19 protein-coding genes and 1 tRNA gene are annotated in these 18596 nt (G+C 38.2%); 10 read left to right on the forward strand and 10 right to left on the reverse strand.

The annotated features are described in order from the left end of the window. Window positions 1-34 precede the first annotated feature (34 nt). Complete coding sequence (locus CRO15_RS04475) at window positions 35-2266, reverse strand: TonB-dependent receptor (protein ID WP_243396897.1); 2232 nt, start codon at window positions 2264-2266, stop codon at window positions 35-37. Between the two features lie 122 nt (window positions 2267-2388). On the opposite strand from CRO15_RS04475, the gene CRO15_RS04480 reads away from it, so the two are divergent. Together CRO15_RS04480 and CRO15_RS04485 are read left to right on the forward strand one after the other, a co-directional pair. Further along, window positions 2389-3045, forward strand: coding sequence for a metal-dependent transcriptional regulator (locus CRO15_RS04480; protein ID WP_097044844.1), 657 nt, complete (start codon window positions 2389-2391; stop codon window positions 3043-3045). Beyond that, window positions 3045-3866 (forward strand): ZIP family metal transporter, encoded by an 822-nt coding sequence (locus CRO15_RS04485; RefSeq protein ID WP_097044563.1) that lies wholly within the window; start codon window positions 3045-3047, stop codon window positions 3864-3866. Before CRO15_RS04480 ends, CRO15_RS04485 begins: the two co-directional genes overlap by 1 nt. A 4-nt stretch (window positions 3867-3870) precedes the next feature. On the opposite strand, the gene CRO15_RS04490 is transcribed toward CRO15_RS04485, so the two are convergent. Both CRO15_RS04490 and CRO15_RS04495 read right to left on the reverse strand, forming a co-directional pair. Then, complete coding sequence (locus CRO15_RS04490) at window positions 3871-4569, reverse strand: DUF4386 domain-containing protein (protein WP_097044564.1); 699 nt, start codon at window positions 4567-4569, stop codon at window positions 3871-3873. 58 nt (window positions 4570-4627) lie between these two features. Next, the gene (locus CRO15_RS04495) at window positions 4628-5107 is read right to left on the reverse strand and encodes a hypothetical protein (RefSeq protein WP_097044565.1); all 480 of its coding nucleotides are present in this window, start codon (window positions 5105-5107) and stop codon (window positions 4628-4630) included. A gap of 81 nt (window positions 5108-5188) precedes the next feature. Here CRO15_RS04495 and CRO15_RS04500 point away from each other — a divergent pair, with 81 nt between their 5' ends. The 4 genes from CRO15_RS04500 to CRO15_RS04515 are packed head-to-tail and all read left to right on the forward strand — an operon-like array spanning window position 5189 to window position 8517. Then, complete coding sequence (locus CRO15_RS04500; RefSeq protein WP_097044566.1) at window positions 5189-7228, forward strand: S9 family peptidase; 2040 nt, start codon at window positions 5189-5191, stop codon at window positions 7226-7228. Further along, on the forward strand, window positions 7221-7655 hold the full coding sequence (locus CRO15_RS04505; RefSeq protein ID WP_097044567.1) for a hypothetical protein: 435 nt from the start codon (window positions 7221-7223) through the stop codon (window positions 7653-7655). The genes CRO15_RS04500 and CRO15_RS04505 overlap by 8 nt, the downstream gene beginning before the upstream one ends. Before the next feature lie 47 nt (window positions 7656-7702). Then, on the forward strand, window positions 7703-8110 hold the full coding sequence (locus CRO15_RS04510) for a DUF2141 domain-containing protein (RefSeq protein WP_097044845.1): 408 nt from the start codon (window positions 7703-7705) through the stop codon (window positions 8108-8110). 14 nt (window positions 8111-8124) lie between these two features. Next, entirely contained in the window at window positions 8125-8517 is a 393-nt protein-coding gene (locus tag CRO15_RS04515) for a DUF423 domain-containing protein (protein ID WP_097044568.1), read from the forward strand. 9 nt (window positions 8518-8526) lie between these two features. Here the strand turns inward: CRO15_RS04515 and CRO15_RS04520 are convergent, their stop codons facing one another. The 7 genes from CRO15_RS04520 to CRO15_RS04550 all read right to left on the reverse strand — a co-directional run bounded on the left by CRO15_RS04520 (window position 8527) and on the right by CRO15_RS04550 (window position 14819). Next, window positions 8527-9240: a DUF4097 family beta strand repeat-containing protein gene (locus CRO15_RS04520; RefSeq protein WP_133067199.1), complete on the reverse strand. Its 714-nt coding sequence runs from the start codon at window positions 9238-9240 to the stop codon at window positions 8527-8529. Window positions 9241-9268: 28 nt separating this feature from the next. After that, window positions 9269-10021: a DUF4097 family beta strand repeat-containing protein gene (locus tag CRO15_RS04525; RefSeq protein ID WP_097044570.1), complete on the reverse strand. Its 753-nt coding sequence runs from the start codon at window positions 10019-10021 to the stop codon at window positions 9269-9271. 19 nt (window positions 10022-10040) lie between these two features. After that, window positions 10041-10832 (reverse strand): HEAT repeat domain-containing protein, encoded by a 792-nt coding sequence (locus tag CRO15_RS04530; RefSeq protein WP_097044571.1) that lies wholly within the window; start codon window positions 10830-10832, stop codon window positions 10041-10043. A 2-nt stretch (window positions 10833-10834) separates the two neighbouring features. Beyond that, window positions 10835-11359, reverse strand: a complete 525-nt coding sequence (locus CRO15_RS04535) for an RNA polymerase sigma factor (RefSeq protein ID WP_133067200.1) — start codon at window positions 11357-11359, stop codon at window positions 10835-10837. Between the two features lie 264 nt (window positions 11360-11623). After that, entirely contained in the window at window positions 11624-13816 is a 2193-nt protein-coding gene (gene feoB / locus CRO15_RS04540) for a ferrous iron transport protein B (RefSeq protein ID WP_097044573.1), read from the reverse strand. Continuing rightward, window positions 13813-14055, reverse strand: coding sequence for a FeoA family protein (locus CRO15_RS04545; protein WP_097044574.1), 243 nt, complete (start codon window positions 14053-14055; stop codon window positions 13813-13815). Before CRO15_RS04545 ends, feoB begins: the two co-directional genes overlap by 4 nt. Before the next feature lie 89 nt (window positions 14056-14144). Beyond that, window positions 14145-14819, reverse strand: coding sequence for an SCO family protein (locus CRO15_RS04550; RefSeq protein ID WP_097044846.1), 675 nt, complete (start codon window positions 14817-14819; stop codon window positions 14145-14147). A 155-nt stretch (window positions 14820-14974) separates the two neighbouring features. Between CRO15_RS04550 and rseP the strand changes: the two genes are divergently transcribed. From rseP to CRO15_RS04570, 4 genes are all read left to right on the forward strand, one after another. Next, window positions 14975-16291 (forward strand): RIP metalloprotease RseP, encoded by a 1317-nt coding sequence (gene rseP / locus CRO15_RS04555; protein ID WP_097044575.1) that lies wholly within the window; start codon window positions 14975-14977, stop codon window positions 16289-16291. 64 nt (window positions 16292-16355) lie between these two features. Next, window positions 16356-16429 (forward strand) — tRNA-Asn (locus CRO15_RS04560). 330 nt (window positions 16430-16759) lie between these two features. After that, on the forward strand, window positions 16760-17761 hold the full coding sequence (locus CRO15_RS04565; protein WP_097044576.1) for a type IV toxin-antitoxin system AbiEi family antitoxin: 1002 nt from the start codon (window positions 16760-16762) through the stop codon (window positions 17759-17761). After that, the gene (locus tag CRO15_RS04570) at window positions 17742-18587 is read left to right on the forward strand and encodes a nucleotidyl transferase AbiEii/AbiGii toxin family protein (protein WP_097044577.1); all 846 of its coding nucleotides are present in this window, start codon (window positions 17742-17744) and stop codon (window positions 18585-18587) included. Before CRO15_RS04565 ends, CRO15_RS04570 begins: the two co-directional genes overlap by 20 nt. Window positions 18588-18596 lie beyond the last annotated feature (9 nt).

Below are 18596 nucleotides of genomic sequence, written 5' to 3' on the forward strand. Positions count from 1 at the left end.
ATTCTTTGCTCGAATTTAACAAAGATGACAGACTTTAAAAAACCGTATACCGCAATCCAAAGAAGCCGCGAATGCCTTGGTTGGGGCCATACACATAGCTGGGGTCAAAAGTGAGGGCATAAGGGTTGTCGGCAGTGGCTACAACATTCCCTTGTGGGTCAAACTGTACGTCTCTATCAAAAGGATCATGTGATCTGGCAATAATAAAGGGGTTGCCACGGTTGGGGGTCCAGTCCAACAAGTTTTTAACACCTCCGTAGAGTTCAAAATCCTTTATCCCTTTATAGGTAAACTGAATATTTTGGATGCTCCAAGTGGGAGATTCAGGAGATCTTGGGTCCAAATCGCCCAAAACAGGCAATCGCATAGGGCCATAGAGGTTTCCGGTATAGTCCACACTCAAATCCAAAGAACGAAAGGTATAGGATACGTTCCAGGTTCCCGTAAAACTTTCGGTGAGTATTTGCTGCTCCGTAATCCCATTTTCGGTTTTGCTCACATCTTGCCAAGTGGCCCCAACCAAAAATTTAAGTCCGTTGGGCAACACAAAATCCAAATTGGCACTCACTCCCTGGGAAACCGATTTTCCATCTAAATTATCATAGATAATCTGATTGGGATTGGTTTCGTAATCGGGTAAAATAATATTGGAAAAATGGGTATAAAAAGCGGAGACATCAATACCTATAAAAGTTCCATTGTCGCTATAGATTTTTTTCAGATAGTTGAGGTTAACGTTTACGGAGCGTTCCGGTTTTAGCGCATTGGCAATGATCACGTCCCTGGCGCCGGTCAATGCTGCATGCTCTTCGGTAAATAAGTTTACCACCCTAAAACCGGTTCCTGCGTTCAATCGGAAAATATCATGGTCACTGATCTTCCATTTGTAAGCTGCCCGCGGAGTGAAGATGTTGCCGTGTCTTTTATCATAATCGTATCGGAGTCCGGTTAAAAGGGAATGCTTTTCAGCGAAGGCGATTTCATCTTGTGCAAATACACTGGGAATCCAAATGTTGTCTGCTGAGGTGGTAGCTGGCGTGTTATCGTCGTAATAATTGTATCGTACGGAACCTCCAAAAAGTAAATCGTGCTTGCCAAGGGATTTATCCCAGGTCAATTGTCCAAAACCGATGCGCTGATCGGCCAAATAAGGGACATCGCCATAAACGGAGTTCTGATTGTGGTCGTTGTATGAAAGGGAGAGCATTACTTTTTCTTTGATGGGCAGTTGGTATTTACCCAAAACTTCCCACCTACGCGTGTAAATGCTTTCACCATAAATTTCATCTCCTCCACGAAATTCCGGAGTCCAATTGAGCTCCCCTCCCCAACGGTCTTCGTAAAAAAATCTACCAGCCACGGAAAATATCTTGGAATCGTCCCGTTTAAAATTCCATTTCTGGAAAACCGAAATTCGGTCTTGAAGGGTAAGGTCGGTAAAATTGTCGCCATTATTATCTACGACTTCGTCAAAATTAAAATAGTTGACACCCAAGAGCAGGTCGGTTTTTTTGCCCAACTCTATTTTGCTTCCAACATCCAGATTGTATTCGCCCCAACCGGTCAAAAATCCGTCAACAAAAAACTCAGGAGCGTTGGGAGCGTGCTTGGTAATGATGTTGATTAAACCACCAACGGCTTCGCTTCCATACAAAGTAGATGCCGGACCTTTTACAATCTCAATTTGTTCGATCAAGGAATTTGGAATACCGGAGAGGCCATACACAGTTCCCAAACCACTTACAATGGGCATGCCATCTATCAAGACCAAAGTATAGGGCCCTTCCAAACCATTTATATGGATGTCGCCCGTATTGCATACATTACAATTGATCTGGGGACGTACCCCGTTCACGTTTTGAAGCGCGTCAAAAATACTGGGCGTAGGATTCTTTTTTAAGAAAGAAGGTTTGTATACTTCAACAGGAACCGGACTTTCCAACCTGCTTACGGGTTTCAGGGTTCCGGTGACCACAGTTTCGTTCAAGGATTCTGCGGAAGCCTCCATTTTAATGTTTACCGTTTTTGTCTCCCCTTGGCGAACTACAATTGTGGATTTATATGGAATGTATCCAATGGAGGAAGCTTTCAAGACATATTCGCCTGGTGCAATATTGCTTAAAGTGTAAAAACCATCAAAATTGGAGGCTGTACCTACCTTGGTTCCTTTCAAAAACACGTTGACATAGGACAGAGGCTGACCATTTTCGGTAATCTTACCTTTTATAGCCGTGTCTTGTGCTCGGCCTCCAGTAATGAAGGTCACGGTCAATGTTATTAAAAAGAGACATTTTAAGTGATTTTTCAACTTGTGTAAAATTAAATTTAGACAAAACTAAAAATTTGTTTTTATAAATAAAAATGTATTTTTGGAAAAATCTTTTTTTGATGACCCGATCGGAAGAGAATTACATCAAAACCATTTTTCACTTGGGTGGAAGTGATTCCACGTTAATTGCTACCAATGCCATTGCTGAGCAGATGGAAACCAAACCTTCTTCTGTAACCGATATGGCTCGAAAATTGGCTGAAAAAGGATTGGTGCATTACAAGAAATACCAAGGTGTTTCCCTGACCGATATTGGAGTGAAAACTGCGCTTTCCATTATTAGAAAACACCGTTTATGGGAAGTTTTTTTGGTAAAAAAATTGGATTTCTCCTGGGGTGAGGTCCATGAAGTTGCTGAACAATTGGAACATATTAAAAGTGAAAAACTCATCGATAAGATTGATGAGCTTCTGGATTTTCCGAAGTACGACCCGCATGGAGACCCAATTCCAAGCAAGGACGGAAAGTTTATGGAACGGGATAAGCAACTGTTAAGTGACATTCCTATAAATACCAAGGGGGTTTGCGTAGGGGTGAAAGATACTTCATCCACTTTTTTAAAGTTTTTGGACAAGAACAATATTGCTTTGGGCAATACCATAAAAGTTCTTGAAAAGGAAGAGTTTGACCAATCACTTCACATACAAATGGATGGAAAAGAACTTCATATTTCACATCAAATAGCATCTAATCTTTACGTAAAATTGAATGATTAATGGAACAGATAATTCAATATTTTGAAAGTATAAATCCTATTTTGGCCGCTTTTTATGCCACACTTTTTACTTGGGGATTAACTGCTGCGGGAGCAGCTTTGGTCTTTTTGTTCAAAGGAATGAACCGTGCTGTTTTAGATGGTATGTTGGGTTTTACAGGAGGGGTAATGGTGGCTGCCAGTTTTTGGAGTTTGTTGGCACCCGGAATTGAAATGAGCGAAGGCGAGGGTTTTGTAAAAGTTATTCCAGCTGCTGTTGGATTTCTTTTAGGTGCTGCCTTTATTTTTGGATTGGATAAAATTTTGCCCCATTTGCATATCAATTTTAAGGAAAGCGAAGCCGAAGGTGTAAAAACACCCTGGCATAGAACCACATTATTAACTTTGGCGATTACCCTGCACAACATTCCTGAAGGATTGGCGGTAGGCGTACTTTTTGGAGGTGTAGCAGCTGGCTTTGATGGCGCTACCATTGGTGGAGCCGTTGCGCTTGCGTTGGGGATAGGTCTTCAAAACTTCCCCGAAGGATTTGCAGTTGCCATGCCATTACGCAGACAAGGGTTGAGCAGGACCAAAAGCTTTATGTATGGACAGGCCTCTGCCATGGTGGAGCCCATTGCAGCAGTTTTGGGAGCTTGGGCCGTACTTACTTTTGAACCTATTTTGCCTTATGCACTATCTTTTGCTGCTGGCGCCATGATATTTGTGGTTGTGGAAGAGGTAATCCCAGAAACCCAACGGGACAAATACACCGACATTGCCACAATGGGTTTTATCGGAGGGTTTATTATTATGATGATGTTGGATGTAGGGTTGGGATAATAAGTTATTCTTTATCGGCAACCGGCGTTTTTATTCCCATGATCAATAACCACAAACATGTACCTAGTTCTCCAATACTAGCTGGGATGGTTATATAATCTGAAATCCAAAATTGATTGTAATCAGGGCATAGGATTCTAGTTATAAAATCTATAAAATATCCGCAACTGCCCACCATCAAGAAAAAACCTAAAATTTTAGGCAAAAAACCCGATTTGAATACCAAATAACCAAATGGGAATAGCCATAAACTCCAGAACATTTGCGCAGTTAAAATTCCACTGTAATAGGATTTGAAAGAAAGCATCACTTGAGCTTGAATCTCTTCGGGAGTTAAAACATTTAGATATTCAGCTCCGCGGATCAACGAAAGAATATCAAGTTTGCATACTACAGCATTTAATGACACGGGAACACTGATAATGGACAAAACCACCATAAGAACAGCCTGTGTTTTGTTGGTGTTTTTAAACAACTGATAAAGAATCAAAGGGAGCGGTATAAAAAACAAATAACACAGAAGCTCACTTAAAATCTCCATTCTGAATAAAAACTCTGAAGATTTGATGTTCTCGACGGTCTCTGCCGGATTCTCCCAAACTATAAGCAGGGAGGGAACGTACATCAGACTAAATAGTCCTGTTATGGCAATTAAAAAATAGAAAAATCCGGCCAAGCGAGCAGTTTTTTTATTTGCTTCCATGTTTAAAGATTGATATGGTTTGTAAATAGAAAGACGATTCTTTTTACCGGATGGTTGTCTAGGGCTCTTTTAAATCTTCAAGGGCTTGCCCAAAATCGTATTGCAAATCTTCATGAAGTGCATCCAATTTTTTGCTGATAAATGTTAACTGCCTTTGGTAAAGATTGAACAGGGCCGTGTTGTTTTGGATGGAAGGTCTAAAATTGCGAAGCTTTTGGCAGAAGTATAATAATAACTCTACTTCTGTTTCTTTGTTCCCAGAATAGCGAATGTACTTTTTGATGTTGCGCAATATCTTTCGGACACTTTTTTTAATGTAGAAAAAACTGTTGGTGTTGATTTCCCCAAACCATTCATCAACTTCTTCCTTTACACTTTCAATATAACCGGATTCATTTCCCGCTTCAAATAGGAGATAGGTAAGCAGTTCCTTGTTTTCTTTTTTAAACCTGCCCAAACGCAGACACAAATTCAAAAGCTCATCTGGAGAACGATGTTGGAGTTCTTTTTTAAGTTGGGCTATTGTTGAAGCTTTCATTTTTGCAATTACATTTCTTAAATATACTACTTTGACCCTTTATCCATTTCCGTTACCTTTAAAACCATAAACTTTAAAACCATGCGGAGATTTCTTCTTTTCTTTCTAGCCATTAATGCCTTGCAGTTTTCAACTGCGCAAAAGCAAAATTTTTCCTATCTCGATGTTTTTGGACTTCAGTACGTTTCAGACCCGCAGATTTCACCAAATGGGGAATGGGTTGTGTATCGCAGAATGGGATATGATATTATGAAAGATGGTCCCGTTGGGAATTTATGGCTCATTAAAACGGATGGGAGCCATCATCAAAAGTTAACAACTAGAGAGGTAAATGAGAATAGCCCTGTTTGGTCTCCATCTGGTAACCGAATAGCATTTTCGAGCAGTACGGATCAAGGTTCTGAAATTTATATGTATTGGGTAGAAACGGGAAAGTTAGCCAAGCTAACCCAACTTCCTTTTAGTCCAAGTTCTTTGACGTGGTCACCTAATGGTAGGAAATTGGCTTTCTCTATGAATGTGCCCAAAGCAGCTTCGGTAATTGCGAAAATGCCCAAAAAACCAAAAGGAGCAAAATGGGCCGAAGCACCTCGGATTACGGATCGTGTTTACCATGAAGCTGATGGAAGGGGATACATAAAACCAGGGTTTAATCATATTTTCACCATACCAGCCGATGGAGGAGCACTACGCCAGATTACCTCGGGCGATTGGCATCACAGAGGAACACTTTCTTGGGCAAAAGATGGAAGCAAAATTTATTTTTCAGCGAATAGGGTTGATGATTGGGAGTATCGTTTCCGTAATAGCGAAATCTATTCCGTGAATGTGGAAAGTGGAGAAATTCATGCATTGACAGACAGAAACGGGCCTGATTATAGCCCAAAAGTATCTCCAGATGGAAAATACATTGCCTATTTGGGCTTTGAAGATAAAGTACAAGCTTTCCAAACAAGAAAGGTGCATATCATGAACATTGACGGAAGTGATAAAAAAGCCATTTCTAGAGAATTGGACCGTACTATTTCAGATATTCAATGGAATGCAAAAAGTGATGGATTGTATATCGCTTATGATGACAAAGGGAATAGTAAGATTGGGCAAGTTTCGGTTTCTGGAGCTGTTTCAAAATTGATTGATAATGTTGGAGGCACTACTTTGGGAAGACCTTATGCCAGCGGTTCTTTCAGTATTTCAAAAAATGGGGCCATTGCATACACACAATCTCGGCCGAATCATCCTGCTGAGTTGACTATTCTTAAACCAAAGGGAAAAACTCCACTAAAGATTACCAATTTAAATGGCGCATTGCTCAATTATCGTGAGCTGGGCAAGGTAGAAGAGGTTTGGTATAAATCCTCTGTTGATAATCGAGATATTCAAGGTTGGGTAGTCTATCCTCCCAGTTATGATTCCTCTAAAAAATACCCCTTTATGGTAGAAAACCATGGAGGGCCTATTTTAAATTATGGTGATCGTTTTTCTATTGAGATGCAATTATATGCTTCTGCTGGGTATATTGTTTTTTATCCCAACCCTAGGGGTAGTACCAGCTACGGAGAGGAGTTTGGAAACTTGCTTTTTAATAACTACCCAGGAGAAGATTATAACGATGTTATGGACGGCGTGGACCATTGCATCAAAAAAGGAATAGCACATGAGGACCAATTGTTTGTAACTGGTGGAAGTGGCGGAGGTATCATGTCCGCCTGGATGATTGGCAAGAACAATCGTTTTGAAGCTGCTGTGGTTGCAAAACCCGTGATGAATTGGATCAGTAAAACTTTGGTGGCAGATAATTACTTTTATTATTATGATCATCGATATCCAGGACAACCTTGGGAAAACTTTGAAGGCTATTGGAAATTTTCTCCCATTTCACTCGTTGGTAATGTACAGACCCCAACAATGGTAATGGTGGGCATGAACGATTTACGTACTCCGCCAAGTGAGGCCAAACAACTATACCATGCTCTAAAACTTAGGAAAATTGAAACCGTTTTGGTGGAGATTCCTGGGGCAAGTCATGGTATTGCAAGCAAACCTAGCAATCTGATCACCAAAATTGCCCATACGGTTGCTTGGTTCGACAAGTACAGAACGGATAAAGAAAATGAATAGGAAGAAAAGACATTGGTTTTGGAATTTGCTCATAGTGCTTACCCTTGCAGCATGTTTGTTTGCCTTTGTCATACATTATAAAAATTGGCATAAGATTGAAGAAGGACAGCTTAAGGTCCTATCTGGAATTTACTATCAAAGAATTCCTATATCGAAAATTGACAGTGTCCAATTTGTGGATAAATTACCTGAAATGGAACGCTCGAGCGGTTTTTCATGGATGGCGAAAGAAAAAGGAGTCTTTAAGGACTCATTAACGGAGACCAAAGTCTATGTTTTTGTGGATGATTTAAGGCAACAGAAAATAAGATTGGTTCATGACGATTCCCTTAAAGTATTCCTTAATTTTAAGGATAGCTTGGAAACGCAACAAGTATACCAGATTTTGAAGGAAGAATTATTGTCAAACCTCAAAGACCCAAATTGATTTTGGCTTCGTATATTCAACAAAATAACTTTTCCCAAATTTTATTTATGAGAACCCTTGCCTTTTGCACTTTTATCGTTCCTGTATGGCTTTTTTCCCAAAACACCATTTCTGTCAAAGTACATAATGTTCCATCCCAAGAAGGAAAAATAAATGTTGCGGTTTATGATTCAGACAAAACCTTTTTGAAATTTGAAGGAGTGGTGAAGACCAGTTCCGCAGAAGCAGAAAAAGGTATGGTGACTTTAAGAATTGAAAACATACCTGCCGGTGAATATGCCCTTGCTGTTTTTCATGATGAAAATGCCAATGATAAACTAGACACAAACTGGTTGGGAATCCCTAAAGAGAAGGTTGCATTTTCAAAAGCAAAAATGCACACTTTTGGTCCTCCAAAATACAAAGAATGTGTCTTTAGTATAGATTCAGATTATGAAATTAGTATTGAACTCTAACGTCTAAAGTATAAATGGAAACAATTTTATTGACACAGTTTATAGGGGGTCTTTTTGGATTATTGGCTGTCATTTTTGGAGCATTTGGAGCCCATGCTTTGAAAAAAAAACTCGCCCCAGATCAATTGCAAAGCTTTGAGACCGGGGTGAGATATCAAATGTACCACGCCATTATATTGGTGGTTTTGGGCTATAATTTTGGGTTTGAACAAGCTATGGAGCGGTACATTGTATATTGTTTTATTCTTGGAACCTTTCTTTTTTCTTTCAGTATTTATGGGCTGTGTTTGAGTACCGCCAACGGTAAAAAACTTCGTTTTCTAGGACCCATCACTCCAATTGGAGGATTGTTGTTGGTTATTGGTTGGGCCTTGTTACTGTATTCGTTTATTGCACCAATGCTCTAAATACCTCACTTAAAGACGTAGATACATATTGCCATTTATGGTATTCAGTCGAAGTCGGTTGGAGCCACCATTAATACTTCCTTCAACCTTTTGTCCAACATGGCGATCAGTGACTTTCAATTTCAGTTTTTCATCGGCATAAATTTGACCATGGATGGTCTCGGCAATCAACCTTGAATTGGCCATGACCAAATCAATTTCCCCATTAATGGTCTTTAAATCCATATTGCCATTGTATTTTTTAATATCGATATTACCATTGATCAAATCTGCGGTAAAATCTGCCTCAATGATATCAGCTTCTAGATCACCATTAATACTGCTCACAGAAAAATTTGCATTTTTTGGAACATAGAGCACATAGTTAAACTCATACATATCACTGGTATAGTAATGTCTGCGACCATCTTTGGTTTGGCGTTTGTTCCACTCATCATGAAAAGCTTTAAGTATAGCTTTGGTTTCAGATGAAATACTAATGAAACCATTACTTTCTTTAACGTTGAGCTTGTACAGTTCTAAATACTTTCCATCTTCTGTGGTGATGTCAGCTTTAAAGTAAACGGTAGATTTATCCCAGGTCTTTACTTTGATGTCAGAAGCAAATTTCACTTCTACATCAATGATCTGGTTGTTGTATTTGATGTTTTTCTCAATTACCTTTTGGGCATTTAGAGATGAGCAGATGAAGCCCACTAATAGGATGATCAATAAATTTTTCATGACTTGTTCGTTTTTGATTTTGTTTTGATTATTGTTTTCTTAGATAAATGTTCCCGTTGGTAGACTTTAAGGAAATATCTACCCCGCCATTGTTGATGGCTGCTCTTACTTTTCTTCCAGAGATTGATTTTAGTCCATCTTTTTCTTCTCTTTTAATATCAAAATTGGTATAGATGTCGCCATTTATGGTGCTTAGCGTTAAATCGGCAGGGGTGTTTGCCGGAAGGGTAACATCTACTTCTCCGTTTGTAGTGTAGATGGAAATAGGTGAGGACTGTTTTACGGTGCCAAACTCCACGTTAACTTCACCATTTAGCGCATTTGCTGTAACAGGTCCATTCACGCCGGTTATTTCAATACTGCCATTAAGTTGGGCATCAGCTTCAATTTCTCCTGAAAAGCCATCAATTTCAATGTCTCCGGCCCATGTACTTTTTACGGATACATTTTGAGTCTTGGGAAGGTATATTTCCGCTCCTTCAGATTTTCTTAGGCTTTTTACGATTAAAGTGTTTCCATCTTGCACTACATAAAAACCAACATCGGTGTTGTCCGTCCCTCCTTCACCTACAAGTTTCAGTCCTTTTGCTTTTTCAGATACTTTTGAACTTTTGCTCCCTTTTATAAGCAATTCGTTGGTACTATAAGTTTTTAGGGTAATGTCTGATTTGGATTCAATTTTTACCCATTCAATACCATTTAATGATTTGGTAAAGTCGGTCTGTGCATTTGTGATTGCGCAAAAAGCTAATGCGATTAAAAGAATTGTTGCTTTTTTCATGATTTTCGTTTTTTGATGTTTATATGATTTTTGGTAATCCTAATTTGATTTCATTTTTGATAAATGGCTGGGTATCTTCCCTTTCCAACAACTTTTGCATGGGGCCAATGGCCTTTTTTTCTTGAATTTGGACCAGGGCCTGAATGATAGCTATTTGAATGCTCGGATTTTTCTCTGTTCCCAACGCTTCTATAAAAGCAGTTTTTACGGTCTCTGAAGACGTGAATTTTGAGAGCGCCTCAAAGGCATTCAGTCTAACATTATCATTTTCATCATAGCGTAATCTATTTGTTAGCGCTTTTACAATGGCCTCATCCGGGTTTGGGAATTCTTCTATATAATTGACACCCTGTATACGTTTGCTAGCTGATTGGTTTTCCATTAGCGAAAGCATAGCTGTTTGTTTTAGTTGTAGGCTCTCGTTTTGCACAAAGGCTAGATCATCATTGGATTTTTTTTGCTGAAAAACACTCCCCATTTGGAACGAGGCTACAAGCAGGGCAATACTGGCTGCAACTTTAAGCATGTTAGAGGCCCATGAGGATTTTTTATATCCTTCAGAAATTGAAACAACTTTAGTTGTAGTCGCTTTTTCCAGTTCCAAAGCTTTTTCAAATCTGTTACGGAGTCTATCAGACGGAACAGCATTTGGCTCATCTGCAATGGCTTTGAAGAGTATTTTAAGTTCTTCTAGTTCTTTTTGGCATTGGGTACAAGCTGACAAGTGCTTTTCTACGGCAGCAGACTTTGTTTCGGGTAAAATGTTGTCCAAATATTCTGGAAGCAGATCTATAACATGTTCTTTCTTCATGACTATATACTTTCTAAATAATATCCTTTTAGTTTTTTTAAGATTCGGCAGATCCTTGTTTTTACAGCTCCAGGGGTACTGCCAATTATTTCTGCCAGTTCCTCATATCTAATTTCTTGGAACTTGTTCAAAACGACCATCTCTCTATCCATTGCATCCAGTTTGTTGAGGGCATTTTGCAAATGGGAATAATCTTCCTGTTTGTTATCTCTGTTTTCCACCGATTTGTATTCAAGCACACTGATATCTTCATGATGTTTGGCATCTCTTGTAAAGTGGCTCTTCAAGTTGTTTCTGGCAATTGTGAATAACCATGATACAAACGAACCATTTTTGTAAGAACTTCTATACTTGATCAACTTGTAAAAAACATCTTGTGTTAAATCTTCGCTCAGCATTTTATCTCCAGACATTTTATACAAATAATTGTACACGTGTTTATGGTGTCTGTTAAAAAGAACTTTGAGCAAGTCAAGATTGCCATCAGCAACTTGCCGCATTACTATTTCATCTGAAGGCTCTTTCAAAAGATATTTTTAGTTGGTGTTACTTTATATAGTCAGGAAATTAAAAAAGGTTACAGCGTAAGTGATTTTTTTTCACTTCGCCCTATGAATATAAAGTATAATGGATTAAAAAAGGTCAGTCACAACCACATCCGTCCTGCCCACAAGCATTGGGTGTATTCTTTTTGCCCCTCAATAAAGATTTGGGCAGGATAAACTTCCAGACTAGATAACACACTGCTATTACAAGTGTGGAGTACATTAAAATGTGCTGAAGAATTTCCACTAGTTAAGGATTTGAAAGGCAGTCAACGCTACAAGATACGCAAAAACACTCATAAATAAGAGTTGTAGTAAGGGCCATTTCCACGTATTGGTCTCTCTTTTTACAATGGCCAGGGTACTCATACATTGCATGGCAAAGGCGTAGAATAACATCAAAGAAATACCGGATGCCAAATTGAAAAGCGGTTGTTGCCCAGAAGAATCCAACTCGGCGGCCATTCTGCTTTTAATGGTCTCCTCTTCATCGCTGCCAACACTGTATATAGTGGCCAATGTGCCAACAAAGACCTCCCTTGCGGCAAACGAGGTCAATACGGCAATACCAATTTTCCAATCGTAACCTAATGGCTTAACTATAGGTTCAATAGCTTTTCCGGCATATCCAATATAGGAATGTTCCAATTTATAACTGGCAATTTCTTGTGCCCTTGCCCTTTCTTTTAAGATTGGGGTCATTATCTTAACAGAATCCTGTTTTGCATCTTCCAAATATGCATCAAGATTGTTTTGGATATAATTTTTGCTGTAAGCTGTAAGGCCCTGTTCCTCTATTCTTTGGTTTACAATATTTTCTGCATTTTGAAAATCCTCAGAAGCGCCATTGGATCCTAAAAACCAAAGTACGATGGAGATAGCCAAAATGATTTTTCCAGCTCCAAAGACAAAGCTTTTGGTTTTTTCCAAAACCGTATAGGCCACATTTTTTAATAAAGGCAATCGGTAAGTGGGCATTTCAACCATAAAAAGGGAACTGCTCTTTATTTTCAGGATTTTGTTCAGTGCCATGGCTGAAAAAATGGCCATTCCAAATCCTATAAGGTATAAAAGCATCAAGGTTAATGCTTGATAGCTCAATCCAAGAAATCTTCCTTCCGGAATTACCAAGGCTATCAGAATTAAATAAACGGGCAATCTGGCCGAACATGTTGTAAATGGGGTTACAAGAATAGTAATCAACCGTTCTTTCCAGTTTTCAATGGTACGGGTTGCCATTACTGCAGGAATGGCGCAGGCAGTTCCTGAAATAAGAGGTACTACGCTTTTACCACTCAACCCAAAAGGGCGCATTAACTTGTCCATTAAAAAAACCACACGACTCATATAGCCCGATTCTTCCAACAATGAAATAAAGAGGAACAAGAAGGCTATTTGAGGAACAAATACCACAATACCGCCTATGCCTGTCAGGATGCCTTCCGCCAGTAAATCTGTAAAAACACCAGAGGGCAGGGTGTTTTTGAGCCATTCGCTGGCTGCTGAAAACTGTACATCTATAAAATCACTGGGATAGGTACTCCATTCAAAAATGGCCTGAAAGATGGTCAATAAAATCAAAAAGAAAATAGCGTACCCAAAAATTTTATGGGTTAGTACCTTGTCCAGGGTAGCCCGTAACCCTTTGGCCGACTGAAAATCTACTTTGTAGGTTTCTTTAAGTGTGTTATTGATAAATTGATACCTGAGTACGGTTTCTCTATGTTGTAATTTTTTGAGTTCTGTTTTGGATTTTGTTGAAAAGGAAGTAGCATCTTCTATGCGTTTCTTTTCAATGGGCATAAAGTTGACGTCTTGGGTAATGACCAACCATAATTTGTAAAGATCTTCGTTGGGAAATGCTTTTTGTAGACGATCGAAATACTCGGGAGAGATTCTGGAAGTATCGACATTGGATTTGGTGGGCAAGGATTTATAGTCTGCAATAAGTTCCTTAATGCGTTCAATCCCATTGTTTTTCCGGGTACTGATCAGAGCAATTTTAGTGTCCAATTTTTTTTCCATGGCCTGTACATCCAGGGAAATTCCTTTTCTGGACATCCGATCGGCCATGTTGATGACTAAAATGGCGGGAATTCTTAAATCTTTGATCTGTGTAAAAAGCAGTAGGTTTCGTTTCAGGTTTTCTACATCACTGATTACAACGGCCACATCTGGGTAGTCCTTGTCATTTTTGTTGAGTAAAAGTTCAACAACCACACTTTCATCTAACGAAGTGGTATTTAAACTATAAGTCCCGGGAAGGTCTAGAATATGTGCTTTTACACCTCTTGGGAGTTTGCATACCCCTTCTTTTTTTTCAACTGTGATACCAGGATAATTACCAACCTTTTGTTTTAGACCAGTAAGGGCATTGAATACAGAGGTTTTACCAGTGTTGGGATTGCCAATAAGTGCAACGTTAACATTTTTGCTCATATGGCCTTGGGGTCTTCTTGAATATCAATTTCAATCTGTTTGGCTAGAGATCGCCTTATAGCTATATGACTTCCGTTTACATTGATATAAATAGGGTCTTTTAACGGGGCAACTTGAACTAGTTCAACCATATTTCCAGGTAAACAACCCAATTCCAACAACTTGATGGGAAGAATATTATCTGAGAACTCTTTTATCACCCCCTTCTGCCCATGTTCCAATTCTGCAACGGTAACCACTAATTTTATTTAGATTGATTTTAAGTAAGAGCAAAAATAGGTAAAAAAGCGAACATAGACTCTGTAAATTATCATATGATAATTTTAGTTTATTCTGAGTAACTGGCCTTTAAGGTTTTTAGATCGCCAAGTAATTTTTCAATCTCCTCTTTTTTGGTGCCATCATAGAATCCTCGAATTCTACGTTCTTTATCTACAAGGATAAAATTTTCGGTATGAATCATGTCATAAGGACCGCCGTCGCCATCATTTTTTACAGCCAAGTACGATTTGCGTGCCAATTCGTAAATCTGTTTTTTATCGCCGGTGACCAGATTCCATTTGCGATCAATTACCCCTTTCTCCAAAGCATATTTTTTTAATTGGGGAACAGAATCAATAACTGGGGTAACCGAATGTGATAGCAATAGCACATCTTCATCATCCAAAATTGAATTTTGAATCTGAGCCATGTTTTTGGTCATGATAGGACAGATGGTAGGGCAGGTGGTGAAGAAGAAATCTGCCACATAAATCTTGTCCTTGTAATTTTTTTGCGAGATTTTTTGGCCGTTCTGATTTATCAACTCAAAATTGGCAATGGTGTGATATTTCTTTTTGTAGTGCAAGGTACTATCCACCAGTGACTGGTCAACCATTGAAGGTTGGAATATGGGAAGTTTTTTTTGAGGTTGTAGCGCATTGTAAAACAGGTAGATGATTACTGCGGACAATCCCAATAAAACTATACCAAAGAATTTATATTTAGAAAAGAAGGATAACACAAATGCAAAATTACGGCTGGCAGAAGGATTCATCAAGATAAAACCTAAGTTTTGGTGCTAAAACTTTCTTAAATACTTGTAATGCCAAAAATCATCTTTTTAATAGAACTGTTAAAAGTGTACTTTTGTGGGCTTAAAATATGATTTAGTTGTCGATGGATCTTTTTACACAAATAGTGATGTTTATTATAATCATCTCGGTTTTGGTGATTTTACACGAGTTGGGCCATTTTATCCCCGCAAAATATTTTAAAACCAAGGTTGAAAAATTTTATCTCTTTTTCGATGTTAAATTCTCACTCTTCAAAAAGAAAATAGGAGAGACGGTATATGGTATAGGTTGGCTTCCTTTAGGAGGTTATGTTAAGATAGCCGGCATGATCGATGAGAGTATGGATACGGACCAAATGAATGAAGAGCCAAAACCATGGGAGTTTCGTAGCAAACCGGCATGGCAAAGGTTGATCATTATGTTGGGCGGGGTCACCGTTAACTTTCTATTGGCTTGGGTCATTTATACCTTTATGCTTTTTAATAATGGAGATACATATATACCCTCTAAAAGTCTAAAATATGGTATAGAAGTAGATTCAATAGGTGAAAAGCTTGGTCTTAGAACTGGTGATAGAATCCTTGCAGTTGATGGAAAAGAGTCCAAGCGATTCAATGAAGCCGTTTTGGATATTATTCTTGGAGACGAGGTAACGGTAGATAGAAACGGAGAGGAAATTACTATTCCTTTAACTGATGAGGGAAAGAGAATTGTTTTTCAAACCCAAGGAAGAAACTTCATGACCTATAGGTCTAAACCTTTAATTGCTGTTGTTGCAGATTCCTCTGTGGCAAAAGAATCAGGAATTGAAGCAGGTGACGAGATTGTTGAGGTTAATGGAGCTTCTATTTCATATTGGGATGAGTTTAGAAATAAAGTTAGGTCTTCAGCAAATGAAGATTTGGAAATTACTGTTGCCAGAAATGGGAAAAAGCAAAAGATGAACTTGAAAGTTCCCGATGAGGGAAGGATAGGTATTTTGCTGGATATAGAAGATTTGAGCGTAACGGATACATTTGGGTTTTTACAAGCAATTCCGGCAGGGTTTTCAAGAACAATAAAGGTGTTGACGGATCAAATACGGCAATTTAAAGTGATATTCAATTCTAAAACAGGCGCTTACAAGCAGGTTAAGGGACCAATAGGAATTGTTGAGATGATGCCAACCTCATGGAATTGGACTTTTTTCTGGAGTTTTATGGCCATGTTTTCGGTTTGGTTGGCTTTTATTAATGTGTTGCCAATTCCAGCACTTGACGGAGGACATGTTATGTTTTTGTTGTATGAAATGATCAGTGGCAGGCCCCCAAGTCAAAAAGTATTGGAAAGAGGGCAAATTGTAGGATTCGTTATTTTGATGGGTCTTATGCTTGTGGTTTTTGGTAATGATATTTGGAATATTATTAAAAGATTTATTTAGAACAATTTTGTTTGGGGTGTTATAAAGAAACTGCTATATTTGCACCCGCTTAGGATAAAAAAATTCCTCCTTAGCTCAGTTGGTTAGAGCATCTGACTGTTAATCAGAGGGTCCTTGGTTCGAGTCCAAGAGGGGGAGCTTCAAAATCAGGCAGTTACATGAAAATGTAGCTGTCTTTTTTCGTTTTCAGCGTGCTTTCAGCGTGCTTTTTTTATAATGATATCTTTCCGTTTTTCTTTAAAACTTATGGTAATTCCTAGTTACCTGAATAATTCCTGCATGAGTTTGAATTAGTTTTTGAACTAATCAATTTAAATCTAGATTATTTTAAAGTTGTTTGAAGGCAAAGAATATAAATATCCGATATGTCATTATTAATCGAAATAATATTTTGTATTCAACAAAGTGTTCATTATATTTGAATGTTCATTGTCGCTGAACAAATTAAAATAATGAACAAAAAAAGTTATGTATCGTAATAACGACTTTATATATGAAGCTACTTCAAAGCTTGAGCAGCTCGTAGACATTCCCATAGAAATAGATAGTAGTCGGCAAAATTATGACGCTCTCCTGCGAATCAAAAACGAGCAGTTTATCGTCGAAGCAAAATCTGCTGTTAGAACTTCAAATCAAGGTCTTGTGCTATCTCAGCTACAGGAGATGAAAAATAGTAACAGTAGGCCTGTTATTTTAATTGCTGAATATATTTCTAAAATGGCTGCAAAGGAATTGAAGGAACGTCTTATCAATTATATTGATGTAGCTGGCAATGCCTTCATTAAACACAATGATTTAGTAATATATATTGAAGGCCAGAAAAAACCAAAAAGAGAAAAAACAAATCAATCTCGTGCTTTTCAAGAAGCTGGTTTAAAGATACTTTTTCATCTTTTATCAAAACCTAAACATCTTCAAGATTCTTATAGAAAAATAGCGGAAAAGGCGGATGTCTCTATAGGCTCGGTAAGTAATGTTATGGCAGAGCTAGAAGACTTAAATTTCCTTTTAAAAACTAATGAAAAACGAGTTCTTAAGAACACAAAGGAACTGCTAGAACGTTGGCTTGTTGAATTCAACTCAGTTCTTAGACCGCGAATTATAAGAAAGCGCATGCGTTTTATGGATTCAGACTATGCACGAAATTGGCGAAATATAGATACGGGTACTAATCTTGGTAAAATTCTTTGGGGTGGTGAACCTGGTGGTGCTATTCTTACCGATAATCTAAGACCAGAACACTTTACTCTTTTTACTGACCTAGAACTATCAGAATTGGCTAAAGTGCTTCGATTAGTGCCAAGTGAAAATGGGGAAATTGAAGTACTGCAAAAATTTTGGAAGAATGATTTTGATGATACTAGAGTAGCCCCTGCACTTTTGATATATACTGATTTGATCAATAGCGGTTATGGTAGAAATATAGAGACGGCAAAACAAATATTAGAGAATGAGTTACAATATATCTAGTAGTAGATTTACGCATCCACTATTAAAACCCATCCTAGTGGAGCTTACAGAATACTTCAAAGAAGCGGGAATTTCCTTTTTCGTTATAGGTGCTACAGCTAGGGATATTATTATGGAATTGCATAATGAAAAATCTGGACGCTTAACACATGACCTTGATATTGCCATTACAGTCAATGATTGGAAACAATGGAAAAAAGTTGAGGAGGAAATTATAAGTCTTGAAAATTTTACCAAGGACGAGAATCAAAAACAACGCTTTATCTACAAGGATAAGTTTCAATTGGATATCGTGCCTTTTGGAGAAATAATGAAACAGGATAGTAGAATATTCTGGCCTCCTGATGAAGAGTTTGCAATGTCGGTCTTAGGATTTTCGGCTGCTGATGAAGCAGCTTTGTCTGTTAGTGTCGATGAAGAGACTGATATTAAAATTGCCACCCTTAGCGGTATTTTTTTATTGAAAATAGCCGCATATAAAGACCGCAATCATAAAAACAACAAAGACGCTGATGATATGGGATTCATATTAGAAAACTATCTCAACATCAATTCAGAACGAGCTGCGATGGAATACTATGATGAAATTTATGGAGTTGAACCTTTTTCAACAACTACGGGCGGTGCAACTCTCTTAGGAAAGGATATCAATGAATTGCTCAAAACCCATCAAAAAACCAAAGCTTCCATAGTTGAAATATTAACTGCTGAAATCAATAAAAAGGAAGACAGTAAACTAATCAATCAGATTATAGAAACACACAAAGCATTCTCGTTTGAAGAGGTGTTAAATAGTATCGAAAACATAATCAACCAACTTAACTAACCACAACTA

It is taken from the genome of Flagellimonas pacifica, from assembly GCF_900215465.1.
Lineage (GTDB): Bacteria > Bacteroidota > Bacteroidia > Flavobacteriales > Flavobacteriaceae > Flagellimonas > Flagellimonas pacifica.